We start from the raw sequence: 26,282 nt of genomic DNA, 5'->3' as shown, positions 1-26,282 counted from the left end.
CCGCGCGACCGCTCGGATCAGGCGGTGGGCAGCCGGTCGAGCTGGCCCTTGATGCGTTCGATGTCGGCTTCGGCTCCGGTCAGCTTGTCCCGGACCTTGTCCACCACATCGGCGGCGGCCTTGGCCAGGAAGCCGGCGTTGCCGAGCTTCTTGGTGTTCACGTCTCGGACCTTCTCCGCCTCGGCCAGGTCCTTGGTCAGTCGCTTGCGCTCGGCGGCGAAGTCGATCGCGCCGGACAGGTCCAGCTCGATCACCGCGCCCGCGACCGGGAAGGACGTGGTCGCCGCGAAGCCCTCGCCGGCCGGTGTGCAGCGGGCGAGTTGCCGCAGCGCCGCCTCGTGCGCGGCGATCGCGGTGCCCGCGAGCGAGATGTTGGCCGGCACCCGCTGGCCGGGTTTGAGGCCCTGGTCCGAGCGGAACCGGCGAACCTCGGTGATCACCTGCTGGAGCGTGGTGATCTCGGCCTCGGCAGCCGGGTCGGCGAACCCGCTCGGGGTGGGCCACTCGGCGGGCACGAGCGACTCGCCGCCGGTGAGCGTGGTCCACAACTCCTCGGTCACGAACGGCACGATCGGGTGCAGCAGCCGCAGCGTCACGTCCAGGACGTGGCCCAGCACGCGCCGGGTGGCCTGCGCGGCGGCCTCGTCCTCACCGTTGAGCGGCAGCTTGGCCAGTTCGACGTACCAGTCGAAGACCTCGTCCCAGGCGAAATGGAAGAGCGTGTCCGAGAGCTTCGCGAACTGGTAGTCCTCGTAGTACGCGTCCACCTCGGCCACGACCGCGTCCAGCCGGGACAGGATCCAGCGATCGGCCGCCGCGAGCTGTTCGGCGGCCGGCATCGGACCCTCGACGGTCGCGCCGTTCATCAGCGCGAACCGGGTCGCGTTCCAGATCTTGTTGCAGAAGTTGCGCGAGCCCTGGACCCAGTCCTCGCCGATCGGCACGTCCGTGCCGGGGTTGGCGCCGCGGGCCAGGGTGAAGCGCAGCGCGTCGGTGCCGTACGCGTCCATCCAGTCGATCGGGTCGACCACGTTGCCGAACGACTTGGACATCTTCTTGCCGAACTGGTCGCGGACCAGGCCGGTGAGCGCGATGGTGTGGAAGGGCGCCTGCCCGTCCATCGCGTACAGGCCGAACATCATCATCCGGGCGACCCAGAAGAAGATGATGTCGTGCCCGGTGAGCAGCACGTCGGTCGGATAGAACTTGGCCAGGTCGGCGGTCTGCTCGGGCCAGCCCAGCGTGGAGAACGGCCACAGCGCGGAGGAGAACCACGTGTCGAGCACGTCGGTGTCCTGCGTCCAGCCCTCGCCGGTCGGCGCCTCGTCGTTCGGACCCACGCAGACCGTCTCGCCGTTCGGGCCGTACCAGACCGGGATCCGGTGGCCCCACCACAACTGGCGCGAGATGCACCAGTCGTGCATGTTGTCGACCCAGCCGAAGTAGCGCCCGGCCAGCTCCTGCGGGTGGATGGTCACCCGGCCGTCGCGCACCGCGTCGCCGGCGGCCTTGGCCAGCGGCTCGACCCTGACCCACCACTGCATGGACAGGCGCGGCTCGACGGTGGTCTTGCAGCGCGAGCAGTGCCCGACCGCGTGCGTGTACGGGCGCTTCTCGGCGACGATCCGCCCCTGCTCGCGCAGCGCGGCCACGATCGCGAAGCGCGCCTCGTAGCGGTCCAGTCCCTCGAACGGGCCGTGCACGGTGACGATCGCCCGCTCGTTCATGATCGAGGGCATCGGCAGGTTGTGCCGGCGGCCGATCTCGAAGTCGTTCGGGTCGTGCGCCGGGGTCACCTTGACCGCGCCGGTGCCGAACTCGGGGTCCACGTGCTCGTCGGCCACGATCGGGATCCGCCGCCCGGTGAGCGGCAGTTCGATCTCTGTGCCGACCAGGTGCGCGTACCGCTCGTCGCCGGGGTGCACCGCGACGGCGGTGTCGCCGAGCATGGTCTCGGCGCGCGTGGTGGCCACCACGATCGCGGCGTCGCCGTCGCCGTAGCGGATCGAGACCAGCTCGCCCTCGTCGTCCTGGTGCTCGACCTCGATGTCGGAGATCGCGGTCAGGCAGCGCGGACACCAGTTGATGATGCGCTCGGCGCGATAGATCAACTCGTCGTCGTAGAGCCGCTTGAAGATGGTCTGCACGGCCTGGGACAGGCCCTCGTCCATGGTGAAGCGCTCCCGCGACCAGTCGACGCCGTCGCCGAGGCGACGCATCTGGCCGAGGATCTTCCCGCCGTACTCTTCCTTCCACTGCCAGACCCGGTCCACGAACTCCTCGCGGCCCAGGTCGTGCCGGGACTTGCCCTCCTTGGCCAGCTCGCGCTCGACCACGTTCTGGGTGGCGATGCCGGCGTGGTCCATGCCGGGCAGCCACAGCGCCTCGAAGCCCTGCATGCGCTTGCGGCGGGTGAGCGCGTCCATCAGCGTGTGCTGGAACGCGTGGCCCAGGTGCAGCTGTCCGGTGACGTTCGGCGGCGGGATGACGATCGTGTACGGGGGCTTGTCACTCTTCGCGTCGGCCTCGAACCAACCCGCGGCTACCCAGCGCTCGTACAGCTTCCCCTCTACCTCGGCGGGGGTGTACTGGGAGGGAAGGGCCTGCGGCTGCTCGGCGGCAGCGGCTGCGGGAATGGTGTTCTCGGTCACCGCCCCAGTCTACGGAAGGCGCGCGGGCGCCTTCGACGCGGCGGCGGTGGGGCGGTGGCGCGGCGGGCGGGCGACGGCCGGGCGGCGCTGACGCGGCCGTCGAGGCGGCGGGCGCGGAGGGGGCGTGGCGGCGGGCGCGGAGGTCGGTTTCGCCCCGGAGGCGTCCCGCCCTTGTCACCGTGCTGTCACCGCGACCCCGCCGGGCGCCGGGCACCGCTAACTTGCGCCGTGGGCGGTATCCGGTTTCGACGATGGGGGCATCGGTCGGGGCGTCGGGAGCCGGCCCGATATCCGTGAATCCGTGAATCCGGGGGGATCTCGTGCGTACTCGCACCTCGACACTGCTCACCACCATCACCGCCGTCACCGTCTCGGTGCTCGGGGCATCCGTGCTGACGGGTTGTCAGGCCAAGGACGACAAGGCCGACCGGAGCGGCCCGGCGGTCGCCACACCGGACCGACCGGCCGACGCCGGGGCGACCGCGACCTCGGCCGTGACGCGGCCGGCGGAGCTGCCGAGCGGCAAGGCCCAGCCGACCGCGCCCTCGACATCGGTCCCGTCCGGCCGGCCGTCGACGCCGGCCGGTGTGCGCAGGCTCCAGCCCGCCGCCCGGGCGGGCGGCCTGACCCGGCTGACCGACGGGCCCACCGACGTTCCGGTCGACCCGGGCGAGGTGCGCGACCGCGTCAACAACGTGGTGGTCGCGGCATACGGCGCGACCGGGGCCGGCCCGCGCGCGGTGCTGTTCGTGGGCGTGGACGGGATGACCGGGGTCGACGGCAAGCGGCTGGAGCACATGCTGCGCGGCATGGTCGAGTACGTGAACGGCAGCGGCGGCAGCGTCCCGGACGGGGTCACGATGAAGTCCTACGACGCCGGCCCGCTGGGCGGCACGCTGGAGTGCATGCCCGGTTCGGCCGCCGGGCCCGCGGCGATCTGCGGGTGGGCGGACCGGTACACGACGGCTGTGGCCTACTTCGAACAGTCGTCGGCGGATCAGGCCGCGGCGAAGTTCAAGGCGATGCGCGCGGATCTGGAGAAGTAGCGGCGGGGCGGTCCCGGATGCGCCGGCGGGGCCGCGGCGGAACGCGCGTTCGTGCGTCGCCTCGCGGCCCTACCGTCGTTGTACCGGGTACCGATGACGTACGGCCGAGCCACGAGGTGGTGGGGGCGATGAGCGACGGGTACGGCGGCATGCAGGAGTCCGGGACGAGTGGCGCGGGATACCCGAGCGGCCCACCGACCGACGCTCCGCCGCCGAGCGACCGCTCCCGGGACCGGGCCGCGCTGCTCGTGGGCGTCCTGGGCAGCGCGGCGGTGGTCGTGGCCGCGGTGGTGGTCGTCGTACTGCTGCTCGACTCGGGCGGCAGCGGCGGCGGTCCGAGTCGGCCGCGCGGCCTGCCGACCGCGCCTGCCGGCGTACGGATCGCCGGACCGCTCGTGATGCCGACCACGATCGAGGCCCGAGGCCCGGTCCCCCACCAGGAGTTGCCCGGCACGGTCGGCGAACTCGACGCGACGATCGGGCGGACCTTCACCGACGTCCGAACCGAGGTCTTCGGCGGCGGGCAGATCGGCGAGACGGTGCTGCTGACGCTGGCGACCAGGCGGGACACGGCGCCGGCGGCGTACGTCCGGGACTTCGTGCCGGCGGTGTCGCTGACCGAGGATCCGGCCGTACCCGGCCCGCCGGGGTTGCTCCGCTGCTGGAGCAACCCCACCACGGCGATGTGTCTGTGGGGCGACGAGCACGATCTCGTGCACGTCAGCGACGGAGCCGGTGTCGCACACGCTCGGCTGGTGATCGCGAACGTGTACGCGGGCACCGCCCGATAGCCGTCCTGGGCACCTCGGCTGCCGTCCCGGGGCTTTCCGGCCGCCGTTCGGCTTCCGCTCGGTTGCCGGTGGGTGGAGGGTTCGGCTCAGGCGCTCTTGTCGCGCCGCTCCCGCTTGACCACGTCGCGCGGCACAAGCGTGGGATTGACGTGCTTGAGCACCACCTGGTCGGTGACCACGACGCGGGCCACGTCCTTGCGGGACGGGACCTCGTACATCACCGACTGGAGCACCTCTTCGAGGATCGCCCGCAGGCCGCGCGCACCGGTGCCGCGCATGATCGCCTGGTCGGCGATCGCCTCCAGCGCCTCCATCTCGAAGTCCAGCTCGACCCCGTCGAGTTCGAACAGCCGGCGATACTGCTTCACCAGCGCGTTCTTGGGCTCGGTCAGGATCTGGATGAGCGCCTCGCGGTCCAGGTTGTGCACCGAGGTGAGCACCGGCAGCCGGCCGATGAACTCCGGGATCATGCCGAACTTGAGCAGGTCCTCGGGCATCACGTCGGCGAACGAGTCGGCGCTCTCCACATCGCGCTTGGAGCGGATCTGCGCGCCGAAGCCGATGCCCTTGCGGCCGACCCGGCCTTCGATGATCTTCTCCAGGCCGGCGAACGCGCCACCCACGATGAACAGCACGTTCGTCGTGTCGATCTGGATGAACTCCTGGTGCGGGTGCTTGCGGCCGCCCTGCGGCGGCACACTCGCGGTGGTGCCCTCGATGATCTTCAGCAGCGCCTGCTGCACGCCCTCACCGGACACGTCGCGCGTGATCGACGGGTTCTCACTCTTGCGAGCGATCTTGTCGACCTCGTCGATGTAGATGATCCCGGTCTCGGCCTTCTTGACGTCGTAGTCGGCCGCCTGGATCAGCTTCAGCAGGATGTTCTCGACATCCTCGCCGACGTAGCCCGCCTCGGTGAGCGCGGTCGCGTCGGCGATGGCGAACGGCACGTTGAGCATCCGGGCCAGGGTCTGGGCCAGCAGCGTCTTGCCACAGCCGGTCGGCCCGAGCAGCAGGATGTTCGACTTGGCCAGTTCGACGCCGTCGTCCCGGGACGCCTTGGCGGACTCGCCCGCCTGGACCCGCTTGTAGTGGTTGTACACCGCTACCGAGAGCGCCTTCTTGGCGACTTCCTGCCCGACCACGTAGCCGTCGAGGAACTCGTAGATCTCCCGCGGCTTGGGGAGCTCCTCGAACTTCAACTCGGAGGACTCGGAGAGCTCCTCCTCGATGATCTCGTTGCACAGGTCGATGCACTCGTCACAGATGTAGACACCCGGACCGGCAATGAGCTTCTTCACCTGCTTCTGGCTCTTTCCGCAGAACGAGCACTTGAGCAGGTCGCCACCGTCACCGATGCGTGCCACGAGGTGCATCTCCTTCGCCTGGGCCCCGGATGTCCCGGACCTGGTGCCTGGTCTTTCGACGGTACCCCGCCGGAATCTCCGATCCCCCGGTTTTGACCATCAACCGGTCACCGTTGTCCGGTCGGCGGCAAGCCGCCGACCGGGCGGGGACACTAGCCGACGACCTTCCGAGGTGCGGTGATCTCGTCGATGAGGCCGTACGCAAGCGCCTCTTCGGCCGTCAGAATCTTGTCGCGCTCGATGTCGTCGCGAACCTGCTCGATCGGCCTCGTGCTGTGCTGCGCGAGCATCGTTTCCAGCATGGTGCGCATGCGCTGGATCTCACGAGCCTGGATCTCCAGGTCGCTGACTTGCGCGCGCCCTGTTTCACTGTACGGCTGGTGGATGAGGATGCGGGAGTTCGGCAGCGCCATTCGCTTGCCCGGAGTTCCCGCGGCGAGCAGAACGGCGGCGGCGGAGGCCGCCTGGCCCATGCACACCGTCTGGATGTCGGGGCGCACGAACTGCATCGTGTCGTAGATGGCGGTAAGCGCCGTGAAGGAACCGCCGGGCGAGTTGATGTAGATCGAGATGTCCCGATCGGGGTCCATCGACTCGAGCGTCAGCAGCTGCGCCATCACGTCGTTCGCGGAGGCGTCGTCGACCTGGACACCCAGGAAGATGATCCGCTCCTCGAACAGCTTGGTGTACGGGTCCTGCTCGCGGAAACCCTGCGACGTGCGCTCGATGAAACGCGGCAGGACGTAACGGCTCTCGGCGCTGCGCGAGGCCAACGGTGCCAGGCCCTCGGGCCGGTGGAACAGATTGTCATTCATGGAAATCTCAGCCCTCCGGGACTGCGGACTCGACTCAGTGGCTGGGCGACCGGAGGCCGACTCACGCTGTTTCCCAGCCGGGGTCGGCTGGTGTGGATCAGCTGTCGGTCAGCCGGGTTCAGCTGTGTACAGCCGCCGGTATCAGCTGGTGCTGCCGGTGTTGGGAACCTCGGCCGCACTGCGAACCACGTGGTCCACCAGGCCGTATTCCTTGGCCTCCTCGGCGGAGAACCAGCGGTCGCGGTCCGAGTCGTGCTCGATCTTCTCGGGGGTCTGCCCGGAATGGTGCGCGATCAGGCGAGTCATCTTGCGCTTGGTGCGCAGGAGCTGCTCGGCCTGGATCTTGATGTCCGACGCCGAGCCACCGAGACCGGCGGACGGCTGGTGCATCAGGATCTCGGAGTTGGCCAGCGCGATGCGCTTGCCGGGGGCTCCGGCGGTCAACAGGAACTGGCCCATGGAGGCGGCCAGGCCCATCGCGACGGTCGCGACATCGTTGCTGATCCACTGCATCGTGTCGTAGATCGCCATGCCGGCGGTGATGGAGCCACCGGGCGAGTTGACGTAGAGCCAGATGTCCTTTTCCGGGTCCTCTGCGTTCAGCAACAGGAGCTGGGCGGAGATCGCGTTGGCGATCTGGTCCTCGACCACCGAGCCGAGGAAGATGATCCGCTCGCGCAGCAACCGGTTGTAGACCTGGTCGTCGAGCCCCATCCCACCCGGCTGAGATGCACGCGAAGTGGGCACCGCGAGCCCCGGAGTCACGATCTGCGGATTCGTCACGTATCCACCTGCTCGTTTCCGACGGCAATCCCGAGCCGTCACGAAGTCGACCTTGGGAGGCACCTGCGTTCGTGGCGGGTGACCCCCTTCGTACAGCGACCCTAACGCGCGGATCGTCGCAGGCCATCCCAGACTCAGGACTGTTCGCCCAGAGCGCAGCAAGGCGGCATCCGGGCGGTATCGGGGTAGTCGCGCGCGGATCGAGCGAGGCCGGGACAACCTTCCGGTCCCGGCTCCGCCGCCCCGAGTCCCGCGTCGGCCCCGGCCCGACCGCGCCGACTGCCCGCCGCGACCCCTGGTGCGGACCGGTGCGGACCGGTGCGGTGCGGTCCCGGCCGGGACCGGGCCCCGGGCCCGTCCTCTCGAGCCCCGCGTCGCGCCCGGCCGACTCGGCCCGGCACGACTCACGCCCGCTGCGCGCCCCGCAGGCTCGCTGGGCCGCTCGGGCAGATCGGCCGGGATCGCGGGGAGCTCGGGTGGCGGAACCGGGATCGCGCGAGCTCGGGGTGGCGGAACCGAAGACGCGGGGAGCTTGGGGTGGCGGAACCGAAGACGCGCGGAGCTTGGGGTGGCGAAACCGAAGACGCGCGGAGCTTGGGGTGGCGAAACGGAAACCGCGCGGAGCTTGGGGTGGCGAAACCGGAATCGGGGGCTCGGTGGGTACCGGGACGGGGTCTCCGGCGCCATGGGCCCGTGTCCTGCGCCGTGCGGGCGGCAACGGGTTGCCGGGCGAGAGGGCGAGAACGGCTGCCACGGGCCGCCGATCGCGCGAGCCGATATCGGACACCGACTCGACTCGCGCGGAGGCTCCTCGGGGCCGGCGCAGGCATCTTCGGGGCAGTCGGCGACCAGCCGACGCGCGCGGCCCGGTACGAATCGGCGCGACACGGATCGCGAGACCGGCGACGGATCGCGAGACCGGCCCCGCACGGTGGTTCGCCCGCGCGAACCATCCGCGCCACCGTCGCCACACCGCGCACCTGCCGCACCGCCGAGCGGACCCGATCTCCGAACACGGCCGGGCGGCCCGGCATCCACCCGACCGTGCGACCGGCTCCAGGCGTACTCCGAGCGTGGGAGCCCTCCCCCCGCCGCCCCTCCCGCACCCACCCGTGCGCCTCGCGCCCGAAACGCACTTCGGGCCCGGTCTCCGCCGAAGCGGGGACCGGGCCCGAAGCGTCGGGTCCTACTCCCTACAGCTACTACGCCCTACACGCACTGCGTGCGCCGCGGGTCACCCCGACCGGCCATCGCGAGTCGCGCGCGTCGCGAGGGCGTCGCGCGAGTGTGGATCAGGCCTCGGCCTTCTCCTCCGCGGTCGCGTCCGACGCGGGAGCGGCCTCTTCGGTCTCCGCGTGGTCGTGGCCCTCGTGGTTGTCCGCGTCGTCCGCGTGCAGGTCGACACCGAGGCTGACCTCGTTGCCGGACGCGTCCTTGGCCTTGGCGCCCTTGGCGATGACCTCGAGGGCCTTGCCGCGAGCGACCTCGCCGACCAGGACCGGCACGTAGCCGGACTGCATGACCTGCTGCGCGAACTGGTCCGGGCTCATGCCGGACTGCTGCGCCCGCTGGATGAGGTGCTGGGTCAGCTCTTCCTGGTTGACGGAGAGCTGCTCCTTCTTCACCACCTCGTCGAGCACGAACTGGGCGCGCATGCCCTTGCGGACGCTGTCCTGGAGCTCGGTCTCGTACTCCTCGGCGGTCTGGCCCTGGATCTCCAGCCACTTGGCCAGGTCCATGCCCATCATGCCGAGCTGCTGCTCGAGCTGACCGCGACGCTGCTCGATCTCCTCGGTGACGATGCTCTCCGGCAGCGGCACCTCGATCTGCTCGAGCAGGGCTTCCAGAACCTTGTCCCGACCCTCGTTCTGCTGGTCGTGCAGCTTCTGGTGGTCGAGCTTCTCGCGCAGGTCCGCCTTCAGCTCGTCCAGCGTGTCGAACTCGCTGGCGAGCTGCGCGAAGTCGTCGTCGAGCTCGGGGAGCTCCTTGGCCTTGACGGTGGTCACCTGGACCGAGACCTCGGCGGTCTCGCCGGCCGCGCTGCCACCCTGGAGCTCGGTCTCGAAGGTCTTGGTCTCGCCGGCCGACGCGCCGATGACGGCGGCGTCGAGGCCGTCCAGCATCGTGTCGCCGCCGATCTGGTACGACATCGCCTTCGCGACGCCGTCCTCCAGCACCTCGCCGTTGACCTTGGCCTCGATGTCGATGACGACCGTGTCGCCCTCGGCCGCGGCCCGCTCGACGGTGTTCAGCGCACCGAAGCGGTCACGCAGCTCTTCGATCTTCTCGGCGACGTCCTCGTCGGTGACGGTGATGTCATCGACCTCGACCTCGATGCCGGAGTAGTCCGGCAGCTCGATCTCGGGACGGGTGTCGACCTCTGCGGTGAACTTCAGATCGGCACCGCCGGCCAGCTCGGTCACGTCGGTGACCTCGGTGACCTCGGGCTGGCCCAGGACGCGCAGCTCGTTCTCCTCGACGGCCTTGCCGTACGAGGAGGAGAGGATCTCATCGAACGCCTCGACGAAAACGGCCTCGCGACCGAAGCGCTGGTCGATGATGCGAGCCGGGATCTTGCCCTTGCGGAAGCCCGGGACCGTCACCTGCTTGCCGATCTTCTTGTACGCCGCGTCGAGGCTGGGCTTCAGCTCCTCGGAGGGAACCTCGACGGTGAGCCGAACCCGGGTCGGGTTCAGCGTCTCGACGGCGCTCTTCACGGTAAGGGTCTCCTTGCTGCGGGCTGTTCTTCCGGGCCTGTGCATCTTGCCTGACGGCACACTGAAGGTTCAGAACCGGCGTACCGATCCATCCTGCAGCGAATCCATGATGTGGTGGTCGGGGCGGGGAGACTCGAACTCCCGATCTCCTGCTCCCAAAGCAGGCGCGCTAGCCACTACGCTACGCCCCGTGGCGCCCGATGAAGTCTAGAGGACGACACGCTAGAGTCTGCACTGGCCGCGCACCAATCCGCTAACCTAGGCGCCACGTGCACGCCACACCAGCTGCGGGTGTAGCTCAATGGTAGAGCCCTAGCCTTCCAAGCTAGTGGTGCGAGTTCGATCCTCGTCACCCGCTCAGAAGTACGAAGGCCCAGGTCAGGGGATGTTTTCCCTGGTCTGGGCCTTCGTCGTACCTCGGGACTTTCGGTCCTTGCGTGGTTCTGGCGTGGTCTTGGCTTTCGACGTGGGCTCGCGGGTTCGGGTCTCGTTCGGGGATTGGGGCGGACAGATTTTTCGTGGGCTTTGGTATGGCTCCCGCCTCGTTCGGGCTTGATCCGGGCGGGTGACGCGTCGGTGGCCTCGTGATCACGCTCACTGGATCGATGTGCCGCGATGGGGCCCGCCGGGGTGGATTCGTGGTGGAGAGACGGGTCTTTGGTCCCGGTACCGAGTGACCTTTGTCCTGTGGCTCCGGTTCGAGCGGACGGATCCGGCGACGGATCCGGCTCCGTGCACATGTTCGCCGGCTCTGGGGCGGCTCGAGAACGGCTGACGAGGGGGCTCGCGCGTCGGGCTTCGATGGCGGATTGATCGCGCGTTCGATGTCGGTGTTCGTCCGGGGCCGCCTCATTTTGGCCGGCGGCTTGGGTACCCGGGGCGAGAAGGGATTCCGCCGGCGATTGGGTCTCGGCCGCGTGCCGGTGGGGTTATGGCTGGTGGGTGGTGAGGAGGGGGGTTATGGCTTCGAGGTGGGTGCGGTCGGTTTCGGGGGGCTGGAGGCGGGTGGGTTCGCGGTAGCGGGGGTCGAGGAGGACGTGGGCGATGCCGAGGGTGGCGAGGGCGGCCAGGTCGGTCTCGATTTGCGGGAGGGTGCCCTCGCCGGGGAGGCGGTCGGCGTCGGGGATCGGGGTGGTGGTGACTCGGAGTGGGGTGCGCAGGGTGACCGTGGGGGTTGGGCGGGCGGCCTGTTCGGCAGCGATGCGGAGGGCGGGGAGGCCCTGCTTTTCGAGCCATTGCGGGGTGACGCCCAGGGGGTGCCAGGTGTCGCCGTGGCGGGCCGCGCGGCGGATGGCGGCGGGGCTGTTGCCGCCGATCCACAGCGGTGGGCGCGGGGATTGGAGCGGGCGCGGGGCGGTGTGTACGCCGGTGAAGGAGGTGTGGGTGCCCTCGAACGAGGCGATGTCCTCGGACCACAGCGTGTGCAGCGCCGCGAGGTATTCGTCGGTGATCCGGCCGCGCTCGGCGTACGGGATCTTCAGCGCGGCGAATTCCTCCTCGGCCCAGCCGATTCCGATGCCCAGGACCAGGCGGCCGGCGCTGTATCGGTCCAGGTTGGCGGTCACTCGGGCGGTCGGCAGCGGGTCGCGGTAGGGCAGGATCAGCACGGTGGTGCCCAGCCGGATTCGCTCGGTACGGCCGGCCAGGCGAGTGCGGTCAGTGGTTCGTAGAAGGGCGCCGGGTATTGGGCGGCGACGTCCGAGGTGACCGCGATGTGGTCGGACAGCATGGCCAGGTCCAGGCCGAGATCCTCGGCATGCCGGACCTAGGTCAACATCGCGTCGGGGCTCGCGGTGGGCCCGTAGTTGGGAATGTTCACGCCGAATCTCATGTACGCCTCCGGGTTGGCCTCGATCGGTCGGCTACGTCGGACTGTCGGCAACACTGGCTTCGACTCGACCGTAGGGCCTGGCACTCGACTCGGGGCCGGGTCGAAGGAAGCCGATGCGGTATCGGGAGTGGGAGGCTGAAGTGGCGTTCGGCCGACACCGTCGCGGGCGGGTGGCGGACGTCAGCAGGCGTGTGGCGGACGGCAACCCACGTGTTCGCCGGGTGGGCGCCGCCGGCGGGTCGCGCGGGTTGTGGGCATCGCGTCCGCCGCCGAGTCCGGTGTGCCCATGGGTCCGGTAGGCGACGACGGGACTCTCCGGCGGCCGAACGCGCCGTACCCGGGCCCGGGTTCGGACGCGCACAGGGCATCGATCGCGGCTTGGCAGGGGCGAAGTTCGTGCCGCCCACGGGAAGCGTTGCGGGCCGACACGCACTCGGGGTGGACCCGGGGCCTGCTTCGGCAGATCTTGGCGGGTGCCGGGGCGTGACCCCCATTGGGCTCCGCAGCGATCGGTGCCGTACGTCGGCGAAGCCAACCCATGCGGTTCGACTGTGTTCCGGAACGGCGAGTGCGGCGAGCAGCCCGAGGGGTGGATGCGGTGCCGGGTCTCGCGGAGCTCGGAGGGAGATTGCGGCAGCGGCCTAGGGGAGGTTGATCGCGGTTATGCCGGTGAGGACCAGGATGGTGGCTGCTATTCGGTGGCGGCCGTAGGTCTCGTGGAAGATCAGGGTGCCGATGATCGCGCCGAAGACGACCGAGGTTTCGCGGAGGGCGGCGATCGTGGCCAGGGTGCCTCGGGTCTGGGCCCAGATGACGAGGGTGTAGGCGGCGAGCGACATCGCGCCGCCGAGCAGGCCCCAGGCACGTTGCGGATTCGGGGTGGTGGTGGGGTCTCGGCGTGCGCGGAGGCGCAGGACCAGGATGGTCGGGGCCGATTCGAGAACGAACAGCCAGGCCGCGTACGACATCGCCGAGCCCGAGGATCGCGCGCCGACGCCGTCCAGGACGGTGTACAGCGCTATCGCGCAGCCGGTGGCCAGTGCGGCCAGGACCGCGGTCGCCTCGCTGCGGCGCGGGATGCCGCCGGCCAGGGCGAGGACCAGCATGCCCGCCGAGATCACCACGACACCGACGGTCTGCGTCACGGTCAGGTACTCGTGCAGCAGGGTCACCCCGATCAGCGCGGTGACCCATGGGGAGGTGCCACGCGCGATCGGGTACACCTGGCCGAAGTCGCCCAGCCGATACGTCTCCAGCAGGAGCAGGTTGTAGACCACGTGCAGGGCCGCCGAGCCGAGCAGCCACGGCCAGGCACCGGCGGCCGGGACGCCGACGAACGGCAGGCAGGACAGGCCGATGGCCAGGCTTGCCACCTGGATCATCACCATCGTCCCGAGCCGGTCCTTGAGCCCGTGCGCGAGTGCGTTCCAGGCCGCGTGCAATCCGGCCGAGCCCAGCACCGCGACGGTGACGGCGGGCGTCACGTGCGCTCGCGCGACGGCCGGGCCGGCGTACGGAGGGCATCGGTCACAGCGATGCCCCCGGTCGGAGCGGCTTCGTCGGTCCGGAGTCGGACGGCGCTCCCGGGCGCCCGGGAGCAGGTCATTCGGGGCATCCAAGCACGGGACATCCAAGCACGGAGGGCGGAATAATGACTGTCCATATGACGCACGCCTCCTACGAAGACGCCTCCTCCGCCCGCACTCCCTCCGTCCCCTCCACCCGCCGTACCCCCGCCGCCCGCGCCGCCTCCGCCCTCGCCTCGTTGCGCGGCCTCGCGCTGGGTGACGCGCTCGGCGCCCAGTTCTTCGTCCCCGACAACCTCCCGCACCTGGCCGATCGCAGCCTGCCGAGCGGCAGTTGGCCGTGGACCGACGACACCGAGATGGCCTGCGTCCTGCATGCCGAGTTGACCCGGCGCGGCACCGTCGACCAAGACGAGTTGGCCAAGTCCTTCGCTCACCGGCACGACTTCGATCGGGGCTACGGGCCTTCCACGAACCGGATGTTGCGACTGGTTCGCCAAGGCGGTGATTGGCGCACGCTGGCCGCCGAGCCCTTCGACGGCCAGGGCTCGTGGGGCAACGGGGCGGCGATGCGCGTCGGGCCGCTGGGCGCGTGGTTCGCGGACGACCTCGACATGGTGGCGGAGCAGGCCGCGTTGTCCGCCGAGGTCACGCACACCCATCCCGAAGGTGTTGCCGGCGCGGTCGCGGTGGCGGTCGCGGCGGCGGGCGCGGCGACCCTGGACCGGCCGGGTGCGGGCGACTTCGTGAGCTTTGTCCGCGATCGCACACCCACCGGGCTGGTCCGCGAACGGCTGGGCGCGGCACTGGATCTGGTGGACCGTCAGGACTCCCGCGCGGTCGGCCGGATGCTCGGCAACGGTCACGAGGTGAGCGCACCGGACACGGTCCCGTTCGCGGTGTGGTCCGCGTCCCGGCACCTCGACGACTACCCGGCGGCCTTCTGGTCCACCGCGAGCGCGGGCGGCGACGTGGACACCACATGCGCGATCGTCGGCGCGATCGTGGGTGTCCGGGCCGAGTTGCCCGCCGAGTGGACGAGGCATGTGGAAGCGCTGCCGACCTGGTGGCAGGACGCGGTGGCGAACTCCCCGCTCAATTAGTTGGCAAAGTTCGCCGAGGTGCACGATGATGAGCGCGCTCTCGTCGCGACGCGCCGATCGGCACCAACTTGCCTTCGACGCAAGCTGGTTCGCAACGCGTCGCGGAGAGTCCCGACTCGTTCGTCGCCGGCTGAACCGTCTTGTGGGGAGACGTGGTCCGGGCTGCGAGTTCGGTGTGTCGGCTTCCTGAAGGCTCCTGAAGGCCCGTCACACTCTCTTCGCGGCCCGCCGCGTCGTGCTCTCGCGACGCTTCGTACCGGCGTGGTGCGTCGGAGCGGGCCGCATTCCTCGGAGGAACCCGTTCCATGCGCACATCCATGTCTCGGCTGGGCTCGATCGTGATCACCGGTGCACTGCTCGTTGCGGCGACCGCGTGCGGTTCCGACGACGACAAGAAGGACAGCGGAAAATCGGCCGCCGGCACGCCGAGTTCGGCCGCGCCGTCCGCGCCGTCCGCGCCGATTCCGGGTACGCCGGCGGCCGGCACGACGCCGCCGGCTGCCCCGTCCTCGGCCGCGGGCGCGGTTTCCGCGTTGACCGGCCCGCAATTGGAGAAGGCCGTACTCACCGCCGCCGACCTCCCGCAAGGCGTCTACCTGACCCGGCCCGCGGCCGGGTCGGACGACCGCGCGACCGCGACGCCTGCCGACTGCCAACCGCTCGTGGACCTGTTCCTGCCGAGGCAGGGCGCCACGAAGCCGGCCGCCGTCGCTCAGGCCTTCGTGTCGATGGGCACCCCGATCCCCACCGGCGTGATCGGTAGCGAGTTGTTCTCCTTCTCGGGCACCGACGCGGAAGCCGTGATGGCCAAGGGGCGCGCGGCCCTGAAGAACTGTGGGTCGGTGTCGATGAAGGACCCCGAGGGTGAGACCTCGACGATCAAGCACACCGAAATCGCCCACCCGAAGCTGGGCGACGACACGTTGGCGATCACCAGTTCACCCGAGGACGGCGGCGCACGCGCGTCGATCGCGATCCGGGTCGGCTCCACGCTGATCGTGATCAGCTCCGCGGACCTTTCCGGCAACGCCGCCAAGGTGCCGGATCTCGCTCTGGTCACCAAGCAGGTCGAAAGGATCACGGCAGCGGCGAAGTCGTGATTCCCGATGGGTCGGCGGTGGATGGTTGGCAAATGCAAGCAGGTTCCAGCATGATGTTGCCGCTCTCGTTGCGCCCCCTTTCGACCGGGCGGCCGCGCCCGGCCCGACACCGGCCGACGCTTCGGCTCCGGGGCGGCGAACTCCGCCCGATCCGGCGCCGGATGCCCTGCTCGTGGGTGGGATGAGCGGGCGGCCGGTCGGCCGCTGTTCCGCTTCCTGATGGCCCATCGGATCCCGATCGGCCCGATCGCCGTCCTCGTCCGGCGTTCGGGCCCCACCGGACCGACCGAGCTTCTCCGAAGGAAACCTCGTATGCGCAGAATCGTGATTCGGGTGGGAACAGCGGTGATCGCCGGGGCTGTGCTCCTGGCGGCGACCGCGTGCGGTCGCGACGAGGAGGCGTTGGCGCGCGAGTACGCGAACACGGCCACGCCCGAGGCGAAGGCCGCGGCGACACCGGCACCGTCGGGGACCGCGCCTGCGGGCTCCGCGCCGCCGGCTGCCGGGCCGCCCGCCTCCGGCCCGCCCGCCACGGACTCCTCCCCCGGGGAACCTCCGCCCGCACAACCCCCCACCGACGAGTCGGCCACCCCGCCCGGGAACGGCAACGGAACCGGCTCCGACCCGACCGCCCAATCCCGCCTCGACGCCGCCCTGTTGACCGCGGCGGAGATGCCGCCCGGCGCCTACGAGGTCGTCTCGAACGATCGCACCGAAGTCCGGGAGACCGCGCGGGACACCGCGTGCCAGCCGCTGATCGACCTGCTGCGCCCGGCCCAGGCCGCCGGCGCGCCCACCGCGTCCGCGCAGGCGTCGGTGGCCAAGGGCGGCCCCACACCGACCGGCTTCATCGTCGTCGAGTTGTTCGCCTTCACCGACGCCGGCGCGCGGAACCTGTTCGCCCAGGGCCGCAGCGCGCTGAAATCCTGCGCGTCGATCACCTCCACCGACGCCGAGGGCGAGACGAGCACCCACGCGTACGCCGAGATCGCGCACGCCACCCTCGGCGACGAGTCGTTGGCGGTCGGGATGACCCCCGAAGCGGGCGGCGCGCTGGGCCAGATCGTGGTCCGGATCGGCTCGACGGTCGTGGTGGTCAGCAACGCGGACCTGTCCGCGACCACACCCGCGCTTCCGGCCGACGACCTCGTGTCCCGCCAGATCGCCAAGCTCACGGCCGCCCCGCGCGTCTGACCCGGCCGGCATCCCGGCATCCGGTCGGCGCGGCCCAAGCGCCGACCGGCGCCCACTCGACGCCCGCCGGCACCGTCGGCACCCGCCGGCGCCCACCACCGCGTGCGACACGCTCTCGACGGGCGCGCCGGGCACGGTCAGCTCGAGTCGCGGGCCCGCAACGTCATCCGCCACATGTCCAGATCGCCCTGGATCGCCCCCTCGCCGACCGCGACGATGGCCGCCGCCACCGCGCTCATCGGCTTCAACTCCTCGAAGGCGACCGAGGTCAGCCGGGGCCGGACCATCTCGCACAGGCTCAGGTCGTCCGTCCCGACGATGGCGAGTTGCTCCGGGATCGCTACGCCCACGTCGGCCAACGCGCCCATGAGCAGCGCGGCGTATTCGTCGTTGTAGCCGTACACCCCGTCGGGACGCCCCTCGGCCCGCCACTCCCCCGCGATCCGCGCGGCCTCGGCCGGATCCTCGGCCATCTCCACGACCCGCACCGTGCCACCCGCCGCCTCGGCCGTGGCCCGGAAGCCCTCGAGCCGTTCCAGGCCCATCTCGGCCAGGCCCGGCTCGCGCGGCACCACCACGGCGAGGTCGCGCCGACCCCGTTCGATCAGATGCTCGGCGGCCCGGCTGCCCGCCGCCTCGTGATCGGCCTTCAGAGTGAGCGCGACCGGCGCGGGGCTGTGGCCCAGGGCCACCACGGCGATCCCGCGCGAGGTCAGGTATTCGACGCCGTCGGCCGACATCCGCTCCGGCAGGACCAGCACCACCGCCGGGTTCAGCGCGCCCCACGCCTTCGCCGCCTCGATGCCGTGCGCGGCGGGATTGCCGTGGATCACCAGGGTGTGCCCCAGGGCGTGCAACTCGCGGGCCAGGCCGTCCAGGAAGCGCTGGATCAGTTGTCCGAACGGCACCACGTAGGTCGGCACGAGCACCAGATCGGTCCGCCCGCGCCGCAACGATCGCGCGTCCGAACGCGGCTCGTACCCCAACCCGGCGGCGACCTCGCGGACCCGGCGCCGGGTCTCCTCGGGGATGCGGCTGTCCAGGACGTCGTTCATCGCGTACGACACGGTCGCGCGCGAAACGCCTGCGGCGCGGGCCACATCGGCCCCGGTCGGGGGGCGTCTCGTTGTGCTCATGGGGCGATTGTCGCCCAGGTCGGGGCCGCACCGGGCACGTGGCCCGCCGCGCCGGTCCTCGTGTCGACGTACCGTCCCCATTGGCTGATTATGTGCCAGGAAGGCCCGGCCGCACCGCGACCGGGCCTTCCGAGTCACTCGGCGAGTCTCACCCGCCGAAAGCGGCGAGAAGACTCATCCGACGAGCCTCACCCGACAAAGGCGACGGGGAGACCCATCCGACGAGCCTCCCCGCCGCACGTGGCGAGGAGACCCATCCGACGACCGTGGTGAGGAGACTCACCCGATGAAGGTGATCCGGTCCGCCGCCGGCGGCGCCAACGGCGCGCTCGCCGACGAGTGGGCCGCGAAGTAGGCCAGCAGCGCGTCCAGATCGGATCCGCCGACCAGCTTGTTCGTACCGGTCTTGAAGGCGGCGAAGCCGTCGCCGCCGCCGGCCAGGAACTCGTTCGCGCTGACCTTGTAGGTCGCGGCCGGGTCGATCGGCACGCCGTTGAGCTTGACGCTGCCCGCCACGATCTTCGCCGCGCCGGTCTGCGACCGGTCGGTCGTGTAGGTCAGGCCCTTCGATATCTGCAACACCTTCGGACTGGCCGCGTTGCCACCCGTGTACTGCTGCGCGAGCAGGTCGAGCACGGCCTGACCCTTGAGGTCCAGGGTCTGCATCATGTTGGTGAACGGCTGCACCGTGAACGCCTCGCCGTAGGTGACGACGCCGTTCCCCTCGCTGCCGGCCGCCGCGTATTGCAGGTCGGACCGGATCCCGCCCGGGTTCATGAACGCGATCTGCGCACCGCCCTTGTCGGCCGGCGCGGTCGCCTCCAACTGCGCGTCGGCGATCACGTCACCGAGCGGCGACTCGGGCGTGGTCGCGCCGCGTCCGCGGATGTCGCCGGAGATGTAGCCGATCGAGCGGTTGGACACCGGGGCCGCGAGCTTCTGCCAGTCGGCCAGCAGGCTGGTCAGGTCCGGGGCCTTCGGGGTGTCCCGGCGGACGACCGTGTTCGTCGCCTTGACCGACGTGCGCACGATGTCGCGGGTGCGCTTGTCGTAGGTGGCGTCGATCTTCGTGTACACCTTGCCGAACGAGGACGCGCTGGTGACCATCCGCGGATTCCCGGCCGGGTCCGGGATGTTGCACGAGTACGCCTGGTGCGTGTGGCCGGTGACGACCATGTCGATCGCCGGGTCCAGGCCCTTGGCGATATCCACGACCGGACCGGACAGGCCCAGGTTGCCGCCCGCGTTGCAGTCGTAGTTGTACGCGTTGTTCGCCGGCAGGCCGCCCTCGTGCAGCAGCACCACGATCGACTCGATGCCGATCAGCCGTAACCACGGAACGATGTTGTTGGCGGTCTGGATCTCGTCCTTGAACTTCAGGCCCTTGACACCCTCGGCCGTGACGATGTCCGGCGTGCCCTCCAGGGTCATGCCGATGAAGCCGACCCGCGCGCCGCCCACGTTCTTGACGGTCACCGGGGCCAGGATCGGCAGGCCGGTGCGCTCGTCGAGCACGTTGGCCGCGAGGTACTGGAAGTCGGCGCCCTTGAACTCGCGGCCCGGGGTGTAGCAGCCCTCGGTGGGGTGGCAGCCGCCCCACTGCATGCGCTGGAGTTCCTTCCTGCCCTCGTCGAACTCGTGGTTGCCCACCGAGGTGACGTCCAGGCCGACCTTGTTCAGCGCCTCGATGGTCGGCTCGTCGTGGAACAGGCCGGACAGGAGCGGGCTCGCCCCGATCATGTCGCCGGCCGCGATGGTCAGCGAGTTGGGGTTCTTCGCCCGCTCCGCGCGCAGTTGGGTCGCGAGGTGTTCGATGCCGCCGGCCGGGATCGCGACGGGCTTGCCGTCGGGGCCGATCTCGGTGACGTTGCCCGCGGAACCCTGCGGTTCCTCCAGGTTGCCGTGCAGGTCGTTGAGCGCGAGGAATTGCAGATCCGTCGTGCCGGAGGGCCGGCCCTGGCCGGCGCGTGCGTCGGCGGTCGCCGTGCCGCCCATGGCGAGCAGGCTCGCGGCGACCAGGCCGGTGAGGGCGAGGCGACCGCGGCGTCGTCTAATCCCGAGCATGGGATCCCTTCCGATGGCGCGCAGTGGTGACGCGCGTAGAAATGGGGACTGAAGGTGTCACGAAGGCAGAGATTAGGGGCAGTTCCCCCACCGGGGGGAGACCTCACGCGAAACCGTTTCGTGAAACCGTCGTGAACTCGGGCGACCGCCGTGCGCACAGGGCATGATCAACCACCGTTTCCCACCCCCGGGCACTGGGCAGCCGTACGGCGTGGCACCTAAAAGGGAGGGATGTCCGCGATGCGCGTGGAATTCGCGACCGAACCGGGTCATCCGGGCAAACCGAACGAGGACTTCGTCGTCGCGGGACCGACGACGCTGGTGCTGCTGGACGGTGTGACGTCGAGTTCGGACAACGGGTGCAAGCACGGTGTCCCTTGGTTCGTCGAGCGGTTGGGCACCGCCCTGTTCACGCACAGCGGTGGCCGGCCGGACCGGTCTCTGGCCGAGTGTCTGCACGACGCGATCGAGGACACCTCGGCACTGCACGTGGACGGCTGCGACCTGGCGCGGCCGGACGCGCCCGCCGCGACGGCGGTGGTGGCGCGCGTGGTCGAGGACCGGTTGGAGTACCTGGTGTTGTCCGACTCGACGCTGTTGATCGAGCGGGACGAGGACCTGACCGTGATCACCGACGATCGCCTGGACGTGATCGGCGTGGCCGCCCGCCGGCGCCGGGACGCGCATACGACCGGCACACCCGAGTACCTGACGGCGCATCAGGAGTACGCGGACACCCTGCGGGCGGCGCGGAACGTGGCCGGCGGCTACTGGGTCGCGGCGGCCGATCCGGAGGCGGCGGGCGAGGCGTTGACGGGCGGACTGGACCTGGGCGAGGTACGCGCGCTCGCCGTGTTGAGCGACGGGGCCAGCCGGCTGGTCGACCGGTTCGGGCTGAGCGACTGGGATCGACTGATGACCACGCTGCGGCACTTCGGGCCGGCCGAGGTGTTGGCGCGGGTCCGGGCAGCGGAGGCCTCCGACGCGGACGGCACGCGCTGGCCGCGCGGGAAGCCCTGCGACGACGCGACGGCGGTGTGGGCTCTGGTGTAGCCGGCCCCCGCGGATGCGCGCCGGACGCCGGACCGCGCCCCGATCCGGCCCCGAACGTCGAACGTCGGTCGGGTCGTCGACGACCCGACCGACGTTCGACGCGCCGCCGGACTATTTCGGCAGCACGCTCTCGATCGCGGCGATCAGGTTCGGATCGTGCGGGTCGGTCTGCGGCCGGAACCGACCCACGATCGCGCCGTCGGCGGAGAGCAGGAACTTCTCGAAGTTCCACTGCACGTCACCCGCGCCGCCCTCGGCGTCGGAGGCCGCCGCGAGCACGTCGTAGAGCGGATGCCGGTCCGGTCCGTTGACGTCGATCTTCTCGGTCAGCGGGAACGTGACGCCGTAGGTCGTGGAGCAGAACTCGAGGATCTCCTCGGCGCTGCCCGGCTCCTGACCCATGAACTGGTTGCAGGGCACGCCCACGACGGTGAAGCCGCGCGCGCCCAGTTCCTTCTGGAGTTCCTCCAGGCCGGTGTACTGCGGGGTCAGGCCGCACTTGGACGCGACGTTGACGACCAGTGCGACCTTGCCCTCGGTGACACCGCCCAGGGTCGTACGCTCCCCCTCCAGCGTGGCGATGGGGGTATCGAGGATGCCCATGATCGTTGTCCTTCCTGCGTGGTGCCGCTCGCAGCGACGCGATCCGATGACGTGGAGCGCTCCGAGACGGCGCGAGTAAGACCTGAAGACTCGACGCTATCGAGCACAGCGGTAGGCTGCCCGACCGCGTCAGGCCGAATCACCACGCCGTGTGGCGTACACATCCGCCAGTCCCGCGCGCCACCCCACCGCGCACGGACCGGTGATCGCCGCGCGCTTGCCGGTGTCCTGCACCTGACCGCGCAGCGTGCCCGGTTGCTCGCGCACCACCACCTCGGCCGGCAGGCCGCTCAGATCGGCCATGTGCGCCGCCCAGTCCTGCACGCTCACCGGCTCGTCGCCGCCCCAGTTGACCACCGTCGCGGGGGTGGACGCCGCGTCCAGCAGGGCCGCCGTCTGGCTGTTGATGTCGTCCTGGTGGATCGGGCTGTACATGCACGGATCCCAGCGGGTGACGATCGGTTGCCCGGCCAGCACCGCGTCCAGGTGCATCGTCGGCAGGCCGCCGCCCGGGCCGTAGGAGGCGTTCATCCGGGCGATCACCACCGGGAGGTCGAACGCGCGGGCGCAGTAGCGCGCCACCGCCTCCTCGGCGGTCTTGGAGACCGAGTAGGTGGGCGCGTGCGAGACGTTGGCGTCGCCGAGCGGGTCGGTCTCACGGAAGACGTGCATCGGGTCGGGATGCGGCTTGAGCACCGACGCGGTAGACATCACCAGCGCCGCCTTGGCCCGTCGACAGTGCTGGAGCAGCAGCCCGGTGCCCTCCGCGTTGACCCGCAACGCCTCGTCGTAGTCCAGCCCGGGACCCTGGAAGGTGGCCAGGTGCAGGACATGGGTGAAGTCCTCGGGCAGGTCGCCGAAGTCGCCTGAGCCCAGGTCGACGGCGCGCGTGGTCACGCCCAGCGCGTCCACCCGCTTGCGGTCCTCGGCGTTCGAGAAGCGGGCGATGCCCCATACCTCGTTGTCCCGGGCCAGGTACTCGGTCAGCGGGTAGGCGATCTGGCCCGCGGGGCCGGTGATCAGGATCTTCTCGCCGGACAGCATGCGGCTCCTCGGGGACTCGGGTACGCGATCCGTAACGGATCCGGCTGCGATCCGTACGCGAAGTACGACGTCGAGCTTCGACGGTACATCTGACGTACCGTCATATCCGAGACGGAGCAGGGAGACCAGAGCGGTCGCACGTGGCCCCGGACACCCTCGCACGTGGTCCCGAACACCCGCGCGCGGCTTGCCGGGCACCCTCGCGCCGGTCCCCGGACACCCCGATGGCGCCCACCGCACGGGGGTGGCGGGGGCGCCAGGGGTATCGAGGATGGGTCTGCGGGCCCCGACGGCGGGCCTCGAACGCGCCGCCGGGGCGCGAACTCAGACCTCGATCTCCTCCTCGATACGCTTGAGGCTGTGTCGGGCCAGCGCGAGGTTGGCGCGGTCCTTCATCAGCACGATGTAGAGGAACAGGCCCTTGCCGGCCCGGCCGCTCAGCGGCCGGATCACGTGGTACTGCTTGCCGAGCGTGATCAGGATGTCCTCGATCTGGTCGCCGAGGTGCAACATCTCCATCGTGCGCATCTTCGCGCGCATCACGTCGGTGTTTCCGGCGGCGGCCACGTTCAGGTCGAGTTCCTTGCTGCCGCCGAGAATTCCGAGCGCCATTCCGCTCGTGTAGTCGACGAGGGCCACACCCACGGCGCCCTCGATCGTCATTGCTTCCTTGAGGGCCGTTTCCATACTGGCCATGATTGCCTCCGGGGCGATCGGCGGTGCGGCTTTCCGGTGGACTCCGACAGGCTCGTCCTCGGGCACTGCTGCGACACCCGGGGTCGGCGGCCCGACCGGGATCACCGCGATCGGGTCGGCGTCGACTGCTGCGTTGGGATCGGCCTCGATTGCTTCGATGACATCCGCCTCGGTCACAGGGGTCCACTCGGTGTCGGACCCGGTCGGCAGGTCGCCTGATCTGCGCCGGGACGGCCTCGACCGTCGCGGGGGTTGTGCCATCTCCGCCCAACTCCTCGCGATCGGGCTCCTCGACGTCGAAGCCCGGGCGGGTGAACCCCGCCGGCCCGCGTCCGCCTTGGCCCGCACCGGCACCGGATCGCCGCGGCCGAACACGGGCGTCGCCGAGGGCGCCCGTGCGCCGATACTCACAACCTCCGTCGAATTCACGCCCCCGCCGCTCAAGTCACGCGCCCCTTCCCCCTGTGTGCGCCCGTTCTTTCCGCGCGCCCGTACTTTGCGCGTTGCCCGTATCTTGTGCGTCTGTCGCGGGTCCGGAAATTCGAGTTCGACTGCTTCGAACTCGACCTCCCGGACTCACTGAACGGCAGCGTAGAAGCAGCTCGAAGAGCCCTGCGGGCAATATTCGATTAATTTCCGGAAACCCGGTCCCAACGCGACCCGGGCGCTAAAATCCCCGGCCTCGCACGAACGGCCCGCCGTCGGGGGCTGTCCTGGGAAGTGACTCGCCGGTAGCGTCGGCCGCGTCCCACGCCCCGCATAGCAGACCGAGTCGAGTTCGAGGAGACACACATGTCCGGCACCGATGCTCCGCAGGCCCAGGACGTGCCGGGCCGGCAGCCGACCCCGCCGCTGCCGGTGTCCCCGGCCGACCTGAGCTTCGCCCTGCCGCCCACGTTCGAGACCGTCGAACAGGAGCGCCGGCACCGCAAGGAGCGGTTGACCGCGGCGTTGCGGCTGTTCGGTCGGTTCGGCTTCGAGGAGGGGGTGGCCGGCCACATCACCGCGCGTGATCCGGAGCTCACCGATCACTTCTGGGTCAACCCGTTCGGGATGTCGTTCAAGCACATCACCGTGGACGACCTGATTCTGGTCAACCACGAGGGACAGGTCGTCGAGGGCCGATTCCACGTCAACCAGGCCGCGTTCGCGATCCACTCGCAGATCCACGCGGCCCGTCCCGACGTGGTCGCGGCGGCACACAGCCACTCCGTGCACGGCCGGGCGATCTCCGCGCTCGGCATCCGACTCGAACCGATCACTCAGGACGTGTGCCCGTTCTACGAGGATCACGAGCTGTTCGACGACTACGCGGGCGTCGTACTCGACGCCGAGGAGGGCCGCCGCATCGCCAAGACGCTCGGCCCGCGGAAGGCGCTGATCCTGCGCAACCACGGCCTGCTCACGGTGGGGCAGTCGGTCGACGCGGCGGCGTGGTGGTTCATCACCATGGAGCGCTCCTGCCAGGTACAGCTGCTCGCCCAGGCGGCCGGCGAGCTCAAGCCGATCACGCCGGAAAACGCGCGGCTGACCCGGGAACAACTGGGCAACGACACGGTCGCCTGGATCAACTACAAACCGCTGTACGACGTGATCAGCCGCTCCGAGCCGGACCTGTTCGGCGTGGACGGCCCGATGACGATCTGATCACCCGAGAATCCGATCGCCGCCGTCGGCGCCGGATCCGGGCCATCCGGTCCCGGCCGCCGACCGGATCCGCCGACCGGGCGCAATCTCGCCGATATCCGGCCGCGTCGGGAGTCAAATCACCCGGTTGCGGAAAGTACAACAGCATGTACGAACGGAGCCTTCCGCGGCACTTCGCCCGCTCGGCGCGGCCCGCCCGCCCGCGCGCCCGGGTGTGGCTGCCCGAGGTCGCGAGCCCGGTCGGCCCCTCGGTGCTGTGGCGCCGGATCGGCCAGTTCGTGGTGGACGTGCTGGCGTCCGCGCTGTTGCCCGGCGCCGCGATGTTCCTGTTCGTCCTGCTGCCCACACATCCCGACGGTTCGATCCGCAGCGGCCCGCTGACCGCGACGATCACCGTCGGTGTGCTGATGGTCGCGCTGGCCATCCTGTTCTGGTACTGGGTACTGCGGCCCGCCGAGCACGACGGGCGCACGTGGGGCATGCAGATGTTCGGTATCCGGGTCGTGGACGTGTCCGGTGGGCGGGCGGGGCGGCGTCAGCTCGGGATCCGCTGGCTGCTGCTGTGCGTCGACGCGTTCGCGCTCGGCGCGGTCGGCCTGACCGCGGTGCTCACCAGCGAGCGGCGCCAGCGGGTCGGTGACCGGGTTGCGGGCACCGTGGTGGTCCGGGGCCGAGGACCCGGCCTGGACTGAGCACCGCGCGGCGTGCCTCGGCGCCGAGCCGCGCCACACCGCGCCACTCCGCATCGCACCGCAATCGCGCCCCGCCGCACCCGTCGACGATCACGCTCCGGAATGCGGCAATTGCTCGACCGCTCCGCCCGCATTGTGGTCTTGCGCACGGTTTGCAAAAGCCATCTTGTCGCCATGTCCATCCGACCACTAGTGTCGGCTCGCCGTGGTGCTCGGGAAGCCGGTTCGATGCCGGCGCGGCCCTCGCCACTGTGATCGGGAAGTTCTCCTCCACCCCCGCGGAAACGTTGATTCGTCGCCGCGGGAAGCCACTGGGACCGCTCGCGCGGCCCCGGGAAGGCGGAGATGTGAACGTACGACCCGTCAGCCAGGAGACCGGCCACGGCGATCGTCCGTCCACGAGGTGTTGGAGAGGGACCCTTC

Annotated in this window: 21 protein-coding genes, 2 tRNA genes and 1 riboswitch; of the genes, 9 read left to right on the top strand and 14 right to left on the bottom strand. The window is 70.3% G+C overall.

Features of this window, described 5'->3' with window-relative positions; genetic code table 11:
* Positions 1 to 17: 17 nt before the first annotated feature.
* The gene (locus tag ACIRL2_RS23245; RefSeq protein ID WP_395862916.1) at positions 18 to 2,651 is read right to left on the bottom strand and encodes a valine--tRNA ligase; all 2,634 of its coding nucleotides are present in this window, start codon (positions 2,649 to 2,651) and stop codon (positions 18 to 20) included.
* A 320-nt stretch (positions 2,652 to 2,971) separates the two neighbouring features.
* Between ACIRL2_RS23245 and ACIRL2_RS23240 the strand changes: the two genes are divergently transcribed.
* Together ACIRL2_RS23240 and ACIRL2_RS23235 are read left to right on the top strand one after the other, a co-directional pair.
* Positions 2,972 to 3,697 carry a hypothetical protein gene (locus tag ACIRL2_RS23240; RefSeq protein ID WP_402234283.1) on the top strand — a complete coding sequence of 242 codons (726 nt, stop codon included), beginning with the start codon at positions 2,972 to 2,974 and terminating at the stop codon, positions 3,695 to 3,697.
* Positions 3,698 to 3,825: 128 nt separating this feature from the next.
* Positions 3,826 to 4,488: a hypothetical protein gene (locus ACIRL2_RS23235; RefSeq protein WP_395862920.1), complete on the top strand. Its 663-nt coding sequence runs from the start codon at positions 3,826 to 3,828 to the stop codon at positions 4,486 to 4,488.
* 86 nt (positions 4,489 to 4,574) lie between these two features.
* On the opposite strand, the gene clpX is transcribed toward ACIRL2_RS23235, so the two are convergent.
* The 5 genes from clpX to ACIRL2_RS23210 form a co-directional block, all read right to left on the bottom strand.
* Entirely contained in the window at positions 4,575 to 5,855 is a 1,281-nt protein-coding gene (clpX, locus tag ACIRL2_RS23230; RefSeq protein WP_360304477.1) for an ATP-dependent Clp protease ATP-binding subunit ClpX, read from the bottom strand.
* 152 nt (positions 5,856 to 6,007) lie between these two features.
* The gene (locus ACIRL2_RS23225; RefSeq protein ID WP_395862922.1) at positions 6,008 to 6,670 is read right to left on the bottom strand and encodes an ATP-dependent Clp protease proteolytic subunit; all 663 of its coding nucleotides are present in this window, start codon (positions 6,668 to 6,670) and stop codon (positions 6,008 to 6,010) included.
* A 141-nt stretch (positions 6,671 to 6,811) separates the two neighbouring features.
* On the bottom strand, positions 6,812 to 7,453 hold the full coding sequence (locus ACIRL2_RS23220) for an ATP-dependent Clp protease proteolytic subunit (protein ID WP_371863129.1): 642 nt from the start codon (positions 7,451 to 7,453) through the stop codon (positions 6,812 to 6,814).
* 1,292 nt (positions 7,454 to 8,745) lie between these two features.
* Positions 8,746 to 10,170: a trigger factor gene (tig, locus tag ACIRL2_RS23215; RefSeq protein WP_395862924.1), complete on the bottom strand. Its 1,425-nt coding sequence runs from the start codon at positions 10,168 to 10,170 to the stop codon at positions 8,746 to 8,748.
* A 115-nt stretch (positions 10,171 to 10,285) separates the two neighbouring features.
* A tRNA-Pro gene (locus ACIRL2_RS23210) sits at positions 10,286 to 10,361 on the bottom strand.
* 96 nt (positions 10,362 to 10,457) lie between these two features.
* Here ACIRL2_RS23210 and ACIRL2_RS23205 point away from each other — a divergent pair.
* Positions 10,458 to 10,528, top strand: a tRNA-Gly gene (locus tag ACIRL2_RS23205).
* A gap of 571 nt (positions 10,529 to 11,099) precedes the next feature.
* Here ACIRL2_RS23205 and ACIRL2_RS23200 read toward each other — a convergent pair.
* The 3 genes from ACIRL2_RS23200 to ACIRL2_RS23190 form a co-directional block, all read right to left on the bottom strand.
* Complete coding sequence (locus ACIRL2_RS23200) at positions 11,100 to 11,777, bottom strand: TIGR03619 family F420-dependent LLM class oxidoreductase (RefSeq protein ID WP_402234280.1); 678 nt, start codon at positions 11,775 to 11,777, stop codon at positions 11,100 to 11,102.
* The gene (locus ACIRL2_RS23195) at positions 11,771 to 11,899 is read right to left on the bottom strand and encodes a hypothetical protein (protein WP_402234278.1); all 129 of its coding nucleotides are present in this window, start codon (positions 11,897 to 11,899) and stop codon (positions 11,771 to 11,773) included. Before ACIRL2_RS23195 ends, ACIRL2_RS23200 begins: the two co-directional genes overlap by 7 nt.
* 743 nt (positions 11,900 to 12,642) lie before the next feature.
* Complete coding sequence (locus tag ACIRL2_RS23190) at positions 12,643 to 13,485, bottom strand: EamA family transporter (RefSeq protein ID WP_395862944.1); 843 nt, start codon at positions 13,483 to 13,485, stop codon at positions 12,643 to 12,645.
* Between the two features lie 167 nt (positions 13,486 to 13,652).
* Here ACIRL2_RS23190 and ACIRL2_RS23185 point away from each other — a divergent pair, with 167 nt between their 5' ends.
* The 3 genes from ACIRL2_RS23185 to ACIRL2_RS23175 all read left to right on the top strand — a co-directional run bounded on the left by ACIRL2_RS23185 (position 13,653) and on the right by ACIRL2_RS23175 (position 16,924).
* Positions 13,653 to 14,630, top strand: coding sequence for an ADP-ribosylglycohydrolase family protein (locus ACIRL2_RS23185; protein ID WP_402234277.1), 978 nt, complete (start codon positions 13,653 to 13,655; stop codon positions 14,628 to 14,630).
* A 305-nt stretch (positions 14,631 to 14,935) separates the two neighbouring features.
* A complete protein-coding gene (locus ACIRL2_RS23180) occupies positions 14,936 to 15,730 on the top strand; it encodes a hypothetical protein (RefSeq protein WP_402234275.1) in 795 nt (264 codons plus the stop codon).
* A gap of 312 nt (positions 15,731 to 16,042) precedes the next feature.
* On the top strand, positions 16,043 to 16,924 hold the full coding sequence (locus ACIRL2_RS23175) for a hypothetical protein (RefSeq protein WP_402234273.1): 882 nt from the start codon (positions 16,043 to 16,045) through the stop codon (positions 16,922 to 16,924).
* Positions 16,925 to 17,061: 137 nt separating this feature from the next.
* On the opposite strand, the gene ACIRL2_RS23170 is transcribed toward ACIRL2_RS23175, so the two are convergent.
* Together ACIRL2_RS23170 and ACIRL2_RS23165 are read right to left on the bottom strand one after the other, a co-directional pair.
* A complete protein-coding gene (locus ACIRL2_RS23170; RefSeq protein WP_395862952.1) occupies positions 17,062 to 18,060 on the bottom strand; it encodes a LacI family DNA-binding transcriptional regulator in 999 nt (332 codons plus the stop codon).
* A gap of 279 nt (positions 18,061 to 18,339) precedes the next feature.
* Positions 18,340 to 20,124 carry a bifunctional metallophosphatase/5'-nucleotidase gene (locus ACIRL2_RS23165; RefSeq protein WP_402234271.1) on the bottom strand — a complete coding sequence of 595 codons (1,785 nt, stop codon included), beginning with the start codon at positions 20,122 to 20,124 and terminating at the stop codon, positions 18,340 to 18,342.
* Positions 20,125 to 20,364: 240 nt separating this feature from the next.
* Here ACIRL2_RS23165 and ACIRL2_RS23160 point away from each other — a divergent pair, with 240 nt between their 5' ends.
* On the top strand, positions 20,365 to 21,177 hold the full coding sequence (locus ACIRL2_RS23160) for a protein phosphatase 2C domain-containing protein (RefSeq protein ID WP_395862955.1): 813 nt from the start codon (positions 20,365 to 20,367) through the stop codon (positions 21,175 to 21,177).
* A 111-nt stretch (positions 21,178 to 21,288) separates the two neighbouring features.
* On the opposite strand, the gene ACIRL2_RS23155 is transcribed toward ACIRL2_RS23160, so the two are convergent.
* The 3 genes from ACIRL2_RS23155 to ACIRL2_RS23145 all read right to left on the bottom strand — a co-directional run bounded on the left by ACIRL2_RS23155 (position 21,289) and on the right by ACIRL2_RS23145 (position 23,520).
* Positions 21,289 to 21,780 (bottom strand): glutathione peroxidase, encoded by a 492-nt coding sequence (locus ACIRL2_RS23155; RefSeq protein ID WP_395862957.1) that lies wholly within the window; start codon positions 21,778 to 21,780, stop codon positions 21,289 to 21,291.
* 129 nt (positions 21,781 to 21,909) lie between these two features.
* Positions 21,910 to 22,824, bottom strand: coding sequence for an NAD-dependent epimerase/dehydratase family protein (locus ACIRL2_RS23150; protein WP_395862959.1), 915 nt, complete (start codon positions 22,822 to 22,824; stop codon positions 21,910 to 21,912).
* A gap of 324 nt (positions 22,825 to 23,148) precedes the next feature.
* Positions 23,149 to 23,520 (bottom strand): hypothetical protein, encoded by a 372-nt coding sequence (locus ACIRL2_RS23145; protein ID WP_395863469.1) that lies wholly within the window; start codon positions 23,518 to 23,520, stop codon positions 23,149 to 23,151.
* Between the two features lie 792 nt (positions 23,521 to 24,312).
* On the opposite strand from ACIRL2_RS23145, the gene ACIRL2_RS23140 reads away from it, so the two are divergent.
* Together ACIRL2_RS23140 and ACIRL2_RS23135 are read left to right on the top strand one after the other, a co-directional pair.
* Positions 24,313 to 25,167: a class II aldolase/adducin family protein gene (locus ACIRL2_RS23140; protein ID WP_395862960.1), complete on the top strand. Its 855-nt coding sequence runs from the start codon at positions 24,313 to 24,315 to the stop codon at positions 25,165 to 25,167.
* 146 nt (positions 25,168 to 25,313) lie between these two features.
* On the top strand, positions 25,314 to 25,859 hold the full coding sequence (locus ACIRL2_RS23135; RefSeq protein ID WP_395862962.1) for an RDD family protein: 546 nt from the start codon (positions 25,314 to 25,316) through the stop codon (positions 25,857 to 25,859).
* A 189-nt stretch (positions 25,860 to 26,048) separates the two neighbouring features.
* A riboswitch (cobalamin riboswitch) is annotated at positions 26,049 to 26,258 on the top strand.
* The last annotated feature ends 24 nt before the right edge of the window (positions 26,259 to 26,282 follow it).

The organism is Embleya sp. NPDC127516, from assembly GCF_044765325.1.
Classification (GTDB): Bacteria; Actinomycetota; Actinomycetes; order Streptomycetales; family Streptomycetaceae; genus Embleya.
This window is presented reverse-complemented; position numbering and strand designations above follow the sequence as displayed.

Excerpts from the sequence above, each read along its gene's own strand:
- ACIRL2_RS23195 (WP_402234278.1), bottom strand. The coding sequence starts at position 11,899 with ATGCTGTCCGACCACATCGCGGTCACCTCGGACGTCGCCGCCCAATAC.
- ACIRL2_RS23145 (WP_395863469.1), bottom strand. The coding sequence starts at position 23,520 with ATGGCCAGTATGGAAACGGCCCTCAAGGAAGCAATGACGATCGAGGGC.
- ACIRL2_RS23170 (WP_395862952.1), bottom strand. The coding sequence starts at position 18,060 with ATGAGCACAACGAGACGCCCCCCGACCGGGGCCGATGTGGCCCGCGCC.
- ACIRL2_RS23185 (WP_402234277.1), top strand. The coding sequence starts at position 13,653 with ATGACTGTCCATATGACGCACGCCTCCTACGAAGACGCCTCCTCCGCC.
- ACIRL2_RS23180 (WP_402234275.1), top strand. The coding sequence starts at position 14,936 with ATGCGCACATCCATGTCTCGGCTGGGCTCGATCGTGATCACCGGTGCA.
- ACIRL2_RS23225 (WP_395862922.1), bottom strand. The coding sequence starts at position 6,670 with ATGAATGACAATCTGTTCCACCGGCCCGAGGGCCTGGCACCGTTGGCC.
- ACIRL2_RS23235 (WP_395862920.1), top strand. The coding sequence starts at position 3,826 with ATGAGCGACGGGTACGGCGGCATGCAGGAGTCCGGGACGAGTGGCGCG.
- ACIRL2_RS23165 (WP_402234271.1), bottom strand. The coding sequence starts at position 20,124 with ATGCTCGGGATTAGACGACGCCGCGGTCGCCTCGCCCTCACCGGCCTG.
- ACIRL2_RS23140 (WP_395862960.1), top strand. The coding sequence starts at position 24,313 with ATGTCCGGCACCGATGCTCCGCAGGCCCAGGACGTGCCGGGCCGGCAG.
- ACIRL2_RS23155 (WP_395862957.1), bottom strand. The coding sequence starts at position 21,780 with ATGGGCATCCTCGATACCCCCATCGCCACGCTGGAGGGGGAGCGTACG.
- ACIRL2_RS23160 (WP_395862955.1), top strand. The coding sequence starts at position 20,365 with ATGCGCGTGGAATTCGCGACCGAACCGGGTCATCCGGGCAAACCGAAC.
- ACIRL2_RS23135 (WP_395862962.1), top strand. The coding sequence starts at position 25,314 with ATGTACGAACGGAGCCTTCCGCGGCACTTCGCCCGCTCGGCGCGGCCC.
- ACIRL2_RS23175 (WP_402234273.1), top strand. The coding sequence starts at position 16,043 with ATGCGCAGAATCGTGATTCGGGTGGGAACAGCGGTGATCGCCGGGGCT.
- ACIRL2_RS23150 (WP_395862959.1), bottom strand. The coding sequence starts at position 22,824 with ATGCTGTCCGGCGAGAAGATCCTGATCACCGGCCCCGCGGGCCAGATC.